Origin of the sequence: Bartonella sp. AP58NXGY (genome assembly GCF_042195785.1) — a bacterium.
Lineage (GTDB): Bacteria > Pseudomonadota > Alphaproteobacteria > Rhizobiales > Rhizobiaceae > Bartonella.
Map to the genome: position 1 here is coordinate 233,558 of NZ_JBHIOY010000003.1, position 14,969 is coordinate 248,526.

A 14,969-nucleotide genomic window follows, 5' to 3' on the forward strand; every position below is an offset into this window, starting at 1 on the left:
ATTTTATTTTCAACTATAGTCTACCTAGAATCTAGGAGATAGCTTAAAAACTTTCTTATTAATGTGTAAATAACAATTTTTTGTCTTTTAAAAACATGTGCAAAAAGAGAATGCATCTTAATCGAAAAACAGGTTTATATCTTGAACCGTTTCCTTTGTATTAGGGATATAGAAGTTTTTTAAAGACGTTAGCTTTTTTATAAAGAATGATGAGGGCTTAAGAGGTTGGACATTTTATTCTATCATTTGACGCAGTCAACGCTGAAAGATATTTTGCCGACGCTTGTGGAGCGTGCATTGGCTCGTTTTGGAAAAGTAACAATACAATGTGTGAGTAAAGAACAACGCGATTTTATGGATACACATTTATGGGTTTATGCAGATGAATCATTTATTGGACATGGAACTGAGTGTGATCAATATTCAAACTTTCAGCCTGTATTTCTTACGACAGGACAAGAAAATCCGAATGATTCAAAGATTCGTTTTCTCATAGAGGGCGCTGTTTGTTCGGATATTGATGCTTATCAACGGCTTGTCGTGATATTTGATGGTGAAAGTGAGGAGCAGTTGAATCTCGTTCGTGCACAGTGGAAAAAATATAAAATGGAAAATCATAATTTAACGTATTGGCAACAGACTGAAGATCATCGTTGGGAAAAACAAATTTAATGCGTTTCGTATCTGTTGTTCTGATTTTTATAGGAGTGGTAGGAATAGTAAATCCAGCACTTTTTATTGTGCAAGGATCAGGGGGAGGGCGTTGGGTTTTTATTGTGGTTTTTCTTTCAGGCATGCTAAATATATGGACTATAATTAAAAAAATGAAACGCCATGATGATGATTGATCGAATTTTGCTTGTTTTATGGGGTGTGATATTGGCTTTTTTTTGCGTTTCGTGGTTGGGGACAACACATATCCTCTCAGAAATATTTACTGTCGCTTATATAAGCAATATTGCAGATTTTTTATTTTTCTTTTTGAGTGCATTGTTTGCAGGAATATTGTGGTGGAAGATACCTCAACCCATGTCTTTAAAAATGAAACTGGCAGCATTTTTGCTGCCAGTTCTTATTTTATTCTTCGTTATTATATTTTAGTTGGATATTTCATCCTCTGTAAATCCGACGAAGCAAATCAGTGAAATAAAAGAAGCAAAAAGCAAATAGTAGCCGAGATAAGACGTATCGAAATGTTGTACCAGATATTCTGCAATATAAGGTGCAAGAGATGCTCCTACAATAGCAGATAAATTGAAAGTGATAGAAGAACCAGTATAACGAATTGCTGTTGGGTATGGTGAAGCCAAAACAGCACCAAGAGGACTGTATATCATTCCCATGAGAGATAAGCCAATGACAGACATTGCAAGGACTCCCATAACTCCAGAATTTAAGAAATAAGGAATTGCGAAAGAATACATACCGGTGATGATTGTAATCCAAATCATCAAAGTTCTACGTCTAATACGATCAGCGAGTTTCCCAGTGATGACAGTAAAAATTCCACAGAAAACAGCACCGATAATTTCGACTTGAAGAGCTTGATGAAATGGCAATTGCAAATGGTTTGTTGAATAGCTTAACAAATATGTCGTGACCAAGTAAAATAAAACAAAAGTTGCCATACCAGAAAATATTCCAAGAAATAGGATTCGTGGACATTTTAAAAAGACATCTATGATAGGCACTTTGACATGTTCTTTACTTTCAAGAGTTTTTTTGAATTGCACAGTTTCATTGATTGAAAGACGAACCCATAATCCTATAATCATAAAAACAACTGAAGCAATAAAAGGAATGCGCCATCCCCAAGCTAAAAGTTCAGCGCGATCAAGGAAATGCAGCAGACCCAAATAAACAGCAATAGATAAAAACAAACCGATTGAAACGCCCAATTGGGGGAACATCGCATACCAGCCGCGCTTTTCTGGAGGGGCATTTTCTGTTGCGAGCAAAACAGCGCCTCCCCATTCTCCTCCTAATCCCATTCCCTGTCCAATACGGCATAAGGTTAACAGGAAAGGGGCAAACCACCCAGCCATTTCATAAGTAGGAAGAAAACCAATAATGACTGTTGAAAGTCCCATGGTGAGAAGAGAAGCGATAAGTGTTGCTTTTCTTCCAATTTTATCTCCAAAATGTCCAAAAACAACTGATCCAAAGGGGCGAGCAAAAAAGGCTGCTCCAAAGATCAGGAAAGATTGTAAAATGGCAACCTGATCATTTTGTGTTGGAAAAAACACATGAGGAAATATGAGAGCTGCGGCAGTGCCAAAGACATAGAAATCAAAGAATTCAACTGTTGGGCCAATAAGGCTTGCAAACAAAATGCGACGAGGGGAATTTCTGTTGTTTTTATCTTGCATTTCTAAGTTTGTAGACATGAATAGAATGTCCCTTTCAGTGTATGACAAATCAAATGACGAATTAACTAACTATAGTTATAAAAATTTCAAATCAGTGTCGAGTCAATATTATGACGTTTCCTCTATATTAGAACAATGAGTATAGACTGATGAGCATGAATGAAGTGTTCTATAAATTATATAAATTGAATAGCATAAAGGCATTGCTTTAAATTCTGTAGAAGATGGAAATACGTAGCCATAAACGCTGTTCTCATTCATATTGCTGTTTCCTTTAAAGTTTAATGCTGTTTTTATCTCTTGAGGGATCAGCCTTATTGGTAGATCAGTGTTTATTGTCTCAAAAATATTTTCATAGATGTAATTATAACACTTTTTAAGCGTATCTAAAAACGAATTAAATCTTTTGGTTGTGCATATATTTTAAAACACATGGTGTATATTTGATCTGTCAGAGCTTAATTCATCGAATGCTTCGTTATCTTAAAAGACATGAGGGTGAGCAACACTGTGTTGTTTTGGTCTGTGCACTTTTTTCTAAATGGGGGATTTAATTTGGAATGATGGAGTGTGAATAATGCAACGCAAATTGAAATTAAGTTTTTGTGCATTAATGACCAGTGTTTTTTTTGTCAAGATTGCGAGTGCAGATGGAGTAGCGACACCAAAAGAAAAGTTATTAACACCAGTAGATATCAGTGAACATCTAGAAGAGACAAGAACATCGTTATCAAAAGTGAGGGGGGTAGAAGAAAAAAAAGGGGGATCAAAAAGGATAGAGAATAAACAGACAGTAGAAGGAAGTAAGTCTTCAGAAGAGGAAAGGAAGGAATTAGAAAACCTATTCTTTGAAGTTCTCACAAATTCAATAATAAGCGATGGTGCTATTGTCTATATTACTAAACGTGACTCTGAAGGTTTTGAAATAAATAGCTTTAACTATGAAGATGCCGGATATTCCATCAATAATACGGTTCAAGAAGGTGGAAAACTCTACATTGATGCAGCAAGTGTTAGCAGGGATACGACAATTGAGAGTGGTGGGATTGAGTTTGTCCAAAACTTGAGCATTTCAGAATATGCTACTGTTAAAAAAGGGGGTAAACAAATTGTTGAGAGTGGTGCAAATGCTGAGGGAGCTAAAATCTATGGTGGTGAGCAGATTATTTTTGGTAAGGGGATCCTTGGGGATGGTTTGTCGCGTAAAGATAAGGAAAGTAGTGCTTATGGCACTGAAATTTATGCGGCAGATGGAATGCTAGGAATACAAAGTGTCTATAGTGGGGGGATGGCTGTTGATACAAAGATTATGAAAGGTGGTGTCCAGAATCTTGATGGTAAAGAGAATTTTCATAATAGCTTCTTAGAAGATGCTGATACAGCCGATACAGAAGATGAAGATTTTACAATTAATGAAGGGGCTTTTGCACTGAGTACCGAACTTTTTAAAAATGGTATGCAGAATATCTTTGCAGGAGGGAATGCGAGTGAAGTCACTTTATACGATAGAGCTATTCAGAATATATATGATTCTGGATACGTGGATAATCTAACCATTAATCATCAAGCAAGGTCATGGGCTTTTGCTGGTGCAATATTAGATAAGGATACAAATGTTCATGATTTTGGTAGTCTCTATCTTTATGCTGGGAATGGTGAAGCTGTTACGGAAGTAGAAAATCTTAATTTAAATGGAGAAGATAGCAAACTATACATTATTGCTCCTGAAGATAACAGCAAAAAACCTCACGTTAATATCCAGAATTTAACTGGAAGTGGCAGAGTTATTTTTACGTACTTAGGGACTAATAAGCATTACTCTAAGCTTAATATTGATGATCTTTCAGGTTCTTTACATTTTGATTTTAATGTCAACTTTGCCAAGCATCTTAGTGATTATCTTGTCATTAAAGAAAGTGGTTCAGGTTATCACACAATAAGTGTGGCTGATTCTGGGCGTGAAATTACAATCCCTTCCCACAAAAAGCTTAAATTAATTTCTGATCGCAGTGGAAATGCTCATTTTACTCTGACAAACACATTTGGTGAAAAAATCGGAACTGTTGATGCCGGAACCTATCGATATAGTTTGAAACATAGAAACAATAAGGGGGCTGGTAAAATTTGGTATTTAGATGCGAATTATGCTCTTGATGAGACAAATATCTCTTTATTTTCTGATTTTAGCTTACAACCATCTGCTATAGCTTCATTATCGAAGGATCTCACAGAATGCACAATTGAAAAGGGGATGATTGTTACGATTGCTGATCCTAGCTTTGATAGTAACGTTGAGAAAGTTGAAAGCACTGGAGAAACTTCGATTAGTAATACAGTTAAAGACGGTGGAAAGATCTCCGTTTATCACGGTGGTTTTAGCTTGTATACAACAATTCAAAGAGGCGGTACTGAGTTTGTTAGAACACAGGGTCTTTCACAGGATAGTACAGTTAAGAAAGGGGGAAAACAAAAGGTTGAAGATGGGGGGAAAGTTGAAGGGGCTAAAATTTACGGTGGTGAGCAGTTTGTTTCAGGAAAGTCTGATATCAAAGGGGAGATGGTAAGGAGTAGCGCCTATGACACTATCGTTTCTGGTGAGAATGGAGTGCGAGGATATCAGAATGTGTATGATGATGGAGAGGTTTTTAACACACAGATCATGGAAGGCGGGATACAAAATCTTTATGGAGAAGAAGATCTAGACGAGTATAGCAGTTTTGCCTTTGATACGAAGGTCTTTTCTGGTGGACAGCAACACGTTTTAGCGGGAGGAATCGCGATTGGCGTTCTTTTAGAAGGGACTGCTTTTCAGGCAATAGATTTAGGAGGTTATGTAAAAGATTTAACCATTAAGGATCAAGCACAATCGTGGTTACATGGTGGCGCAACATTGGAAGGAAAGACAACGGTTAATGATTTTGGACGAATTTATCTTTATGCTGGTGCAGAGCAATCTCGTACTGAAGTAGAAAAAATTGTGTTAAATGGCAGAGATACAAAATTGTACGCGATTTCTTCCAAGATGGATGGTGAAAGCTCTTTGATTGAGAACCTGAGTGGTGATGGCAGTGTTATTTTTACTTCTACCGTGTTTAATCCACATTACTCTAAACTTGAGATCAAAGATCTTTCAGGGAGTTTACATTTTAAGTTGCATACTAATTTTGCAGAACAGCGCGGTGATTATCTTCTGATCAAAAAAGGATCAGGTAATCACACCATAAGCGTTATCGATTCTGGTGTTGAAATTACCAATTCTCTTCTAGAAGATCAGAATTTAGTTTTGGAGCTTGATTTAATTCATGATCAAAGCGGAAATACGCATTTTACTCTGACAGATTTTTCTGGTGCAGAGACGAGTACGATTGATGGTGGAGCCTACATGTATGGCTTAAAGACAAAAGATGATAATGGGGGAAAGACTTGGTCTTTGGCTGCGTCACAAACAACTTCTGCTCCTGTAATTCCTTCTCCTCATGCGGAGTCACCTATAGATAAGCTTCCTGAAAAAGAAGAAAATATGATATTGTCAAAAGATTTTAGTATCTCTGACGTAATTGCTTACAGCATTGGCGAAGGAGGAGGAATTCTACAAAGCTCTTTGCTCGGTGATAATAATGTAGTTTATGTCTCTGATGATGGAGAGCAAGGTGTTCTTAAGAAGTCTATTAATAATACAATTCAGGGATCAGGAAGACTTTATGTTCAAGCTGGTGGTTTCAGTAAGAATACGACAATTGAAAATGGTGGTGCTGAGATTATAGGGGAACAAGGGATTTCAGAATCTACGATTATTTACGAGGGTGGAAAACAAAAAGTGGAGGGAGGAGGATCTGCATTGAGAGCTGAAATTTATGGTGGGGAGCAGCTTGTTTTCGGAGATGGGTACGTGAACGGTGGGATTGTTGGGAGCAGTGTTTATGATACTACAATTTATAGTCAAGGTGACACACTGGGACAGCAGAACGTATACGATGATGGGATGGCTGTGGGAACAAAAGTGATGAGTGGAGGAATACAAACTCTTGCTAAATGGTTTCCTGATGATGATAACTTTGCAGAAAAAGCCGGCGGTTTAGCCATAAATACTGAAGTCTTTTCAGAGGGTATGCAGCGTGTTTTAGCAGGAGGTGAAGCAAATACAGTCATTTTACGCACTGGTGGTGTTCAAGAAATCTATGCGGGTGGAGTTGTGAAGAATCTAACGATTGAAGGTAATGCCAATTCATGGGTTTCTCCTGGTGCAATATTAGGAGGAGAAATAAAAGTTCAGGATTTGGGGGGACTCCATCTTTATGCTGGAGATAATGGTCAACAAACTATAGTAGAAAACATTGAATTAAATGGAGAAGACGCTCAATTATACTCTGTTGCTTGTGGGTTTGACGACAAAAGTACACGAATTCAGCAGTTAAGCGGTGTAGGAAAAGTTATTTTTACCTCTTTTGAAGATGATTTATATTACTCTCAGCTTTATATTGATAATCTAGCAGGGAGTCTACATTTTGACTTTAATGTTAGTCTTGCAGAAGAAAAAGGTGATTACCTCTTTATTGAGAATGGGAGTGGTTTTCACACAATAAGTGTCGTAGATTCTGGTATTGAAATTGTTGATCCTTCTTCAGCAAGACTTGATTTAATTTTTGATCAAAGTGGCGGCGCATCTTTTACTCTACAAAGTTTTTCTGGTGCAAAAACTATAATGGTTGATGGGGGAACTTATACTTATGGCTTAAAACACAAAAATATTGAGAATGAAGAGGGAAAAATTTGGTATTTGACTGCAGTTTACATGGATAATGCGCCACGCAGAAGCAGAATTCCGCAGCATTTAAGTCAAAAACAACAGGTTTCTTCTCTTTCAACGATTATAACACCACAAGCGCATGCTATTAGATTGCCACGTCCAAGAGAAAACCACAGAAACTTGAGTCAAAAATCTTCAGCTTCTGTTTCTCCAATTGTTTCACCTCTGGGAAGTCAAATGATTGAAGGTGCTCCTCCATCAGTTCCTCATCCTCTTTCTGATGAAAAGCAACAAGCTGCTGTTTTAACATCTTCACCATCTTTAGCCGATCAGATGACTTTGCGGCCAAACACTCAGGAACAACCTTCTCCACACTTGAATGAGAAGCTTTCAGTTTCTGACTTTTTAACTACGCCTTCTACAGATGCGGTATTGTCTATGTCTGTAGCTCCAGCGATGGTGTTTCACAATGAAATGCAAACCGTACGTATGGGAAGAGGAATTTTAGATAAAAGTAAAAAGAATACGGCTTTATGGACCTATGCGATCAAATCTAAAGAGAGTGTTGCTGCAGAGCATATAGATTTTAAGCTAGATCAGACCGGTATCGTTTTAGGAATCAATGGTTTAAACGAATGGGAAAATGGAGATTTTTATATAGGTGGTTTTGGCAGTTATGATCGTGCTCGTGTTGCGCATGCACGGGGGGGGACCAGCGGTATAAATACTTATGGCGTTGGTGCTTATGTCACTTATTTGGATCATAGTGGATGGTATCTCGACGGTATTTTAAAATACAATCATTATCAAAATACTCTGAAAGCCGTTTCAACGAATGGCTTAGGGATTGAAGGAATATATACTCAAAGGGCATTGGGAACTTCCTTTGAAGCCGGTTATCGACTTCAGACGTCACAGAGCAGTTGGCTGCAGCCTTATGGACAATTTACATGGTTGCGTGTTGAGGGTAAAGCAATCAAGTTATCGAATGACATGAGAGGTGAGATGCGTCCATTTACTTCATTACGCAGTGAGGTTGGCTTATCTTTAGGATATGAATTTGGTTCTCGCATGGCTTCTTCATCACTTGCGTATATTACAGCCGCATGGTTACGTGAGAATAAAGATGATAATCAAACGTTAATTAATCAACGCCATCCATTTACCACGGACTTATCGGGCAATGCGGGTAAGTTAGGGATAGGTTTAAGCAGTTTGGTGAGTGAGAAATTAAAGTTATATGGTGAGGCCCATTATGTTAAAGGGCGTAAAACAAAACAGTCCCTTCAGGGTATTTTAGGTGTACGCTATAGTTTTTAATTATATGGTTATTTTTTAGTTATCTTTAAATGTATGATTGTTTAAAGGTCTTTAATGAAGGTTCAGAAAACAATTTTTCAGAGCATGCAGCTTCGCTTTTCATGATAAACTGTATACCCTTATATACTTGATTATGCATTACTTTTTTCTTTTATAAGAAAACTCCGAGGAAATGCTAAAGAAGCACTATAAAAACGCTCTTATATTCTTGATCAAAAAAGTATTCAAAAAACTGTAAAGAACAGTTTTTTATGAGATAAGAAGGATTTTTAAGAAGGATTATTGCAATCTAAGGTTGAAAATATATTTTGTAGAGCTAATTACGTTTGGTGTCTATGCAGACGTGAAGGGGGAGGATATGGCGATACAATATAAATGGAAACGAAATTTTTGGATACTCATGTTGAGCAGCTGTTTTGTGCATGCTGCTTCTGCAAATGAGGGGGGGGCACCGCTTTTTTGTCAATCTTCAAGTTATGAAAATGACAAAGTATTTCACAATCAATACAATGAGGATATGAAATCAGCAAGATGCATCCTTGGAACCTCTCATGATGTCATGGTTAGAACGCGCAATGAATTAGACTTTTTAAAAAAGCCTAGCGATTTTACTATGGATAAGGGTTCTAGAATATTCGTGAGTCAACAGGCGCTTGACAGCAGTCATCGTGACAATATTGGATATAATACACAAGAACAAAATACTGCGTTTCTTAAAAAACCTGAACTTATCTCCATTAAAGATGGGGCCCTGCTAGAAAATTATATCCTTGATAATGAAGGTAAAGCATACATTTCAAATGATGGTGAGATTGATAGTCCTGGGCGATCCATTAATAATACAGTAAAGAATGGTGCAGAGCTTTATGTGTATGCAGGAGGTCTCAGTGAGAATAGTAAAATTGAACATGGTGGAATTGAAAATGTTGAGGCTTTAAAGGGAAAACAAGGACTTTCGAAAAATGCTGTTGTTAAAGAAGGCGGACAACAAAGTGTTGGAAATGGAGGAAAAGTAGAGGGGACTAAAATTTATGGTGGTGAGCAACTGGTTTTCGGGGAAGGGGATGTTGGAGAAGAGGTTAAAGGGAGTAGTGCTTCTCATACCGTAATTTATGGTCAAGATGAAACACTAGGCCAACAAAAAGTATATGATGGGGGAAAAGTTTGGAATACGAAAGTTATGCGAGGGGGCGTACAAGAGATTGGAAAAAAATCTCAAAGTGCAAAAAATGGTGGTTTTGCGTTTGATACAGAGGTTTTTGGTGGTGGTAAACAGCGTATCTTAAAAGGTGGTCAGTCCATTGGAGTTACTTTAAATGAGAACGCTATTCAGGAAATAGAGACTGATGGATCTGTAAAAAATCTAACAATGAATGATGAAACAAAATCATGGGTGCATGCTGGAGCGACATTAGAAGGCAAAACACAGGTAAATCATTCTGGGCAACTTCATCTTTATGCTGGGAATGATCAACATCGCACTACAGTAGAAGATATTATTTTGAATGGAAAAGATACAAAACTGTACTCTATTACTAATGAGTTTGATGGAAAAAGCTCTTTGATACAAAAATTAAGTGGTGAGGGGAGTGTTATTTTTGCATTTACTGGTTCCGATCCATATTATTCTCAGCTGCATGTGAATAATCTTTCAGGCAGTTTACATTTTGCATTCAATACTACGATTGCTCATAATCGTGGTGATTATCTCTTGGTTGAGAAAGGGGCTGGAAATCATACGATAAGTGTTGCTGATTCTGGCGTTGAAATCACGGATCCTTTTTCAAATAAACGTGATTTAATTACGGATCAAAGTGGTGGAGCGAATTTTACGCTGACAGATCTTAAGGGTGAAAAAATTAACGCCATTGATGGTGGAACTTATATGTATGGATTGAAAGAAAGAAAGGATGAAAATGGAAAAGTGTGGTTTTTATCGGCAGACCGTCTCAGTGGGCCAGAAAACTCTATTCCAGATCCAACAAATCCTTTTTTTCCTGGTGAAACATCAACGACTCCCTCTACAGATGCAGTGTTAACGTTGTCCGTAGTTCCTGGACTTATTTTTAACAATGAGTTGCAAATTATACGGAATGGTAGAAAAATTTGGGACAGAAATAAAAAAGATATCGAATTATGGACTTATGCAATTAAGAGTAGAGAACGCATTGCGACAGGCCATACACACTTTAAACTTGGGCAGACAGGTTTAGTCTTTGGTGCTGATCAGTTGAGTGAATTAAGGCATGGAGATTTGTATGTTGGTGGTTTTGGAAGTTATGATCAAGCACGTGTTTCTCATGCACGAGGTGGTGACAGTAGTTTGAGCTCTTACAGCATTGGAACTTACGCAACTTATTTTGATCATCGTGGATGGTATATGGATAGTGTTTTGAAATATAATTATTACCAGGATGATTTGAAAGCCATCTCAACGAATAGCTTAGTGATTCAAAGTCATTACAATCAGTGGGCGATAGGTGGATCATTTGAGATTGGTTGTTATTTTGAACCGGCACAGAATACTTGGATGCAGCCTTATATCAAGCTAACAGGTTTGCAGGTTGAAGGTAAAAAAATAAAACTTTCCAATGGAATGATTGGGGATCTAAGCCCATCAACTTCATTCCGCAGTGAAGTTGGATTGACTGCAGGACATGAATTTTTTGTGAATTCAGAAACTTCATTAACAGCTTACATTATGGCTGCTTGGTTGCGTGAGAATATAGATAATAATTATACGACAATTAATAACCAGCATAAATTTATCACGGACTTATCAGGCAGTGCGGGTAAATTGGGAATTGGTTTAAACGGTTCGGTCAATGATAAACTAACACTTTATGCGGAAACATACTATCTAAAAGGACATAAGATTAAGAATGCTCTTCAAGGTATTTTGGGATTACGCTATAGTTTCTAAATATGTGTGTACACAGCTGATTAACTTTATAAATGTCATTGTTTTGCAAGCTTAAACAGATAACGCTTAGCTCTGTCTTCTCGAGAGTATAGAGATCTTACTCAAAGAGTAAGGAAGCTTTTATACTCTCTTTTAAGATAGGGTATTAATTTATAAAGGGTGTTCATTGTTTTGCATGTTGAATGAGAGTTCCAAATATCGTAAGATTCTCTTATTTCAAATCTGCTCCATGTTAAATTAATCACAACCATTTTTTACACGTCATAAGCGGGGAAGCTTGCGTGGATAAAAATTGTACAAGAGAGAATTAAAAGTACCTCTTATAAATTGCTTCAAGTATAAAAGAGTGTTGTGTTGCAGCATTTTAGAGCTAGAAAAGTGCGTGATGGTGCCGGTTTGCTTCGCCATAAGCATAAAGATGATGATGCTCATAGATTTACCATTATATTATTCATGGTCGACGTCGGGAAATGGGCTTGGGGGCCTTGAGAGATATCTATTTAAAACAAGCGCGTGAATGTACACCCCAATGGCGTTTTATTTCACGTGAAGATGGTGCCCCATTAAAGGGCACGAGCATTTTTTTCATCCATAATTCCAAATATGCAAATTATTCCTTGAATTCAAGTAAACATTTTGAATTTTATTCAGTTTTTCTGCCTTAAGTTAGAGTTTTTTAGTGGTTTATAGATCAGCAACTTATAGTTGTTTAGATTAAAAAATACACTAAAAAATTGTATTTAGACATAATTAAAACACATTATGATACAATCTAAAATGAGCTACCTACGTAGCCGTGGGATATTTTTCTAAATAATTGAGAATGGAGTGTGGATAATGCGGTATAAATACAAATTAAGTTTTTCAGTATTGATGATCAGTAGTTGTCTTGTGCAATCTGCAAGTGCAGTTGAGAGTAGGAATAGAGAGCTAACGATAGTAGAAGATGTTGGAAATGGAGCAGAGATACCAAAAGGTTCAGCATTGATTACAAATAATTTTCCCAATAGTAATAGTAAAATTGGAGATGGCAGTGTTGAGATTGTTGAAAATGGAGCAACTTCTATAGGTTCCACTATTAAAAAAGGGGGGATGCAAATAGTTACGCGTGGAGGAAATGCAATAGATGCTAAAATTCTTGGAGGTAAGCAGTTTGTTCATGAAGAGGAAAATCTTGATCTTACAAGCGTGGAGAGAAGAAGTAGTGCATATGGTACCACAGTTTCTGGTGGGAGTGGAGCAGTTGGACAGCAGAATGTGTATGATGAGGCAGTGGTTTGGTATACGAAAGTAGGAAATAACGGAGAGCAAAATCTTTACGCGAAGCAAAGACAAGAGGGGGGAAAATCGATGTCTGCTGAGATTTCTGGGAATGGTAGACAACACGTCTTAGCGTTAGGAGAGTCTTATGATACTACTTTGAAGGGGCAGGCTATTCAAGTTGTATATCCTGAAGGGTTTGTGGATACTGTAACAATTACTGATTTTGCTAGGTCATGGTTTCACTCTGGTATTCAAAAAGTCGTTGGAGAAATAAGGGTCAATAATCATGGAGAACTTTATTTGTTTGCAGGTGATAGGACAAACCATATCACTAAGAAAAAGGTTCCTATAGAAGGAAGAGTTGATGAAACAATATTTGAGGTTGGTGAACGGAATATAGGAGAAAAACCTCAGATTGAAATTGAAGACTTAGGGGGACATGGAGGAACGGTTATTTTTACTTCTATTCCGTATGATCCACGTCATATTTCACTTCATGTTGAGAAACTTTCAGGGGATTTGCATTTTCGATTCAATATGAGTGCTACATGGGATACGAGTGATTACCTGACGATTGGCGATGGCTCAGGTAATCACAAAATAAATGTTGCAGATTCTGGTACTGAAATTACAGGTTCTCTCTCTCAAAGGAATAGTTTTGTTACTGAGGTTCCGTTAGTTACCGATAGAAGCCCAGATGGAGGGGCTAATTTTACTCTGTCGGATCTTTCAGGAAAGGACATTACAACTGTAGATGGTGGAACCTATCAGTATCAATTGCTGAAGAGAGAAAGATGTGCTAGTTCTAGTGGTAGTGCTACAATTTGGTATTTAAGTAGAGCCTCTGGAGGCACGACACATTCAAATACTGAAGCACAGTGTGTGAACAAGAAAACGAAGGTTCCTCTTGCATTGTCTGATCAAAGGGCTTCTTCTGGAGGAAAAAAGGCTGGTCGTCGTCCATCTAACAAAGAGCAACCTAAGCCACGGCCTCCACGTCATTTAAGAGAAGCACAGAAGGTTTCTAGCGTTTTGGTATCTTCTTCTCAGGAAAATCAGACTCGTGTAGTGTTACCTCCATCAGTTCCTCATCCTCTTTCTGATGAAAAGCAACAAGCTGCTGTTTCAACATCTTCACCATCTTTAGCCGATCAGATGACTTTGCGGCCAAACACTCAGGAACAACCTTTTCCACACTTGAGTGAGAAGCTTTCAGTTTCTCACTTTTTGACCACTCCCTCTACAGATGCGGTATTGTCTATGTCTGTGGCTCCAGCGATGGTTTTTCACAATGAAATGCAAACCGTACGTGCGGGAAGAGGAATTCTAGATAAAAGTAAAAAGAATACGGCTTTATGGACCTATGCGATCAAATCTAAAGAGAGTGTTGCTGCAGAGCATATAGATTTTAAGCTAGATCAGACCGGTATCGTTTTAGGAATCAATGGTTTAAACGAATGGGAAAATGGAGATTTTTATATAGGTGGTTTTGGCAGTTATGATCGTGCTCGTGTTGCGCATGCACGGGGGGGGACCAGCGGTATAAATACTTATGGCGTTGGTGCTTATGTCACTTATTTGGATCATAGTGGATGGTATCTCGACGGTATTTTAAAATATAATCATTATCAAAATACTCTGAAAGCCGTTTCAACGAATGGTTTAGGGATTGAAGGAACATATACTCAAAGTGCAGTGGGAACTTCCTTTGAAGCCGGTTATCGACTTCAGACGTCACAGAGCAGTTGGTTGCAGCCTTATGGACAATTTACATGGTTGCGTGTTGAGGGTAAAGCAATCAAGTTATCGAATGACATGATAGGTGAGATGCGTCCATTTACTTCATTACGCAGTGAGATTGGCTTATCTTTAGGATATGAATTTGGTTCTCGCATGGCTTCTTCATCACTTGCGTATATTACAGCCGCATGGTTGCATGAGAATAAAGATGATAATCAAACGTTAATTAATCAACGCCATCCATTTACCACGGACTTATCGGGCAATGCGGGTAAGTTAGGGATAGGTTTAAGCAGTTTGGTGAGTGAGAAGTTAAAGTTATATGGTGAGGCCCATTATGTTAAAGGGCGTAAAACAAAACAATCCCTTCAGGGTATTTTAGGTGTACGCTATAGTTTTTAATTTATAGGGGTATTTTTTGATTGATTTCAGTGTGTGAGGGGATTTTCAAACCTATATATGAAATGTCTAGGTTCGCCTTCTTAAAAAAATAAAGTTTTCATAAAAGGTATATATATTTTTACGTGTTGGATTTTTCTTATAATTTTTTATTGCTTAAATGATAATTTTGATGAGAGGCATTTGGGAGTATAAAAGAAGCTTCAAC

The 14,969-nt window shown here is 37.6% G+C and carries 7 protein-coding genes; 6 read left to right on the top strand and 1 reads right to left on the bottom strand.

Annotated elements, in window-relative coordinates:
* The first annotated feature begins 225 nt into the window (after nucleotides 1–225).
* The 3 genes from ACFINC_RS03630 to ACFINC_RS03640 are packed head-to-tail and all read left to right on the top strand — an operon-like array spanning nucleotide 226 to nucleotide 1,101.
* A complete protein-coding gene (locus ACFINC_RS03630; protein WP_375607695.1) occupies nucleotides 226–672 on the top strand; it encodes a DNA polymerase III subunit chi in 447 nt (148 codons plus the stop codon).
* Nucleotides 672–848 (top strand): hypothetical protein, encoded by a 177-nt coding sequence (locus tag ACFINC_RS03635; RefSeq protein WP_375616142.1) that lies wholly within the window; start codon nucleotides 672–674, stop codon nucleotides 846–848. The genes ACFINC_RS03630 and ACFINC_RS03635 overlap by 1 nt, the downstream gene beginning before the upstream one ends.
* Complete coding sequence (locus tag ACFINC_RS03640) at nucleotides 838–1,101, top strand: hypothetical protein (RefSeq protein WP_375616170.1); 264 nt, start codon at nucleotides 838–840, stop codon at nucleotides 1,099–1,101. The genes ACFINC_RS03635 and ACFINC_RS03640 overlap by 11 nt, the downstream gene beginning before the upstream one ends.
* Here ACFINC_RS03640 and ACFINC_RS03645 read toward each other — a convergent pair.
* Nucleotides 1,098–2,387 (bottom strand): MFS transporter, encoded by a 1,290-nt coding sequence (locus tag ACFINC_RS03645; protein ID WP_375616143.1) that lies wholly within the window; start codon nucleotides 2,385–2,387, stop codon nucleotides 1,098–1,100. The genes ACFINC_RS03640 and ACFINC_RS03645 overlap by 4 nt on opposite strands.
* A gap of 559 nt (nucleotides 2,388–2,946) precedes the next feature.
* Between ACFINC_RS03645 and bafA (ACFINC_RS03650) the strand changes: the two genes are divergently transcribed.
* From bafA (ACFINC_RS03650) to bafA (ACFINC_RS03660), 3 genes are all read left to right on the top strand, one after another.
* On the top strand, nucleotides 2,947–8,436 hold the full coding sequence (gene bafA, locus ACFINC_RS03650; protein WP_375616144.1) for a BafA family autotransporter: 5,490 nt from the start codon (nucleotides 2,947–2,949) through the stop codon (nucleotides 8,434–8,436).
* Nucleotides 8,437–8,794: 358 nt separating this feature from the next.
* On the top strand, nucleotides 8,795–11,359 hold the full coding sequence (gene bafA / locus ACFINC_RS03655; RefSeq protein ID WP_375616145.1) for a BafA family autotransporter: 2,565 nt from the start codon (nucleotides 8,795–8,797) through the stop codon (nucleotides 11,357–11,359).
* An 837-nt stretch (nucleotides 11,360–12,196) separates the two neighbouring features.
* Nucleotides 12,197–14,764: a BafA family autotransporter gene (bafA, locus tag ACFINC_RS03660; RefSeq protein WP_375616146.1), complete on the top strand. Its 2,568-nt coding sequence runs from the start codon at nucleotides 12,197–12,199 to the stop codon at nucleotides 14,762–14,764.
* Nucleotides 14,765–14,969 lie beyond the last annotated feature (205 nt).

What these genes read in the sequence shown, in the direction of transcription:
- ACFINC_RS03635 (WP_375616142.1), top strand. Translation starts at nt 672, where the DNA reads ATGCGTTTCGTATCTGTTGTTCTGATTTTTATAGGAGTGGTAGGAATA.
- ACFINC_RS03640 (WP_375616170.1), top strand. Translation starts at nt 838, where the DNA reads ATGATGATTGATCGAATTTTGCTTGTTTTATGGGGTGTGATATTGGCT.
- ACFINC_RS03645 (WP_375616143.1), bottom strand. Translation starts at nt 2,387, where the DNA reads ATGTCTACAAACTTAGAAATGCAAGATAAAAACAACAGAAATTCCCCT.
- bafA (WP_375616144.1), top strand. Translation starts at nt 2,947, where the DNA reads ATGCAACGCAAATTGAAATTAAGTTTTTGTGCATTAATGACCAGTGTT.
- bafA (WP_375616145.1), top strand. Translation starts at nt 8,795, where the DNA reads ATGGCGATACAATATAAATGGAAACGAAATTTTTGGATACTCATGTTG.
- bafA (WP_375616146.1), top strand. Translation starts at nt 12,197, where the DNA reads ATGCGGTATAAATACAAATTAAGTTTTTCAGTATTGATGATCAGTAGT.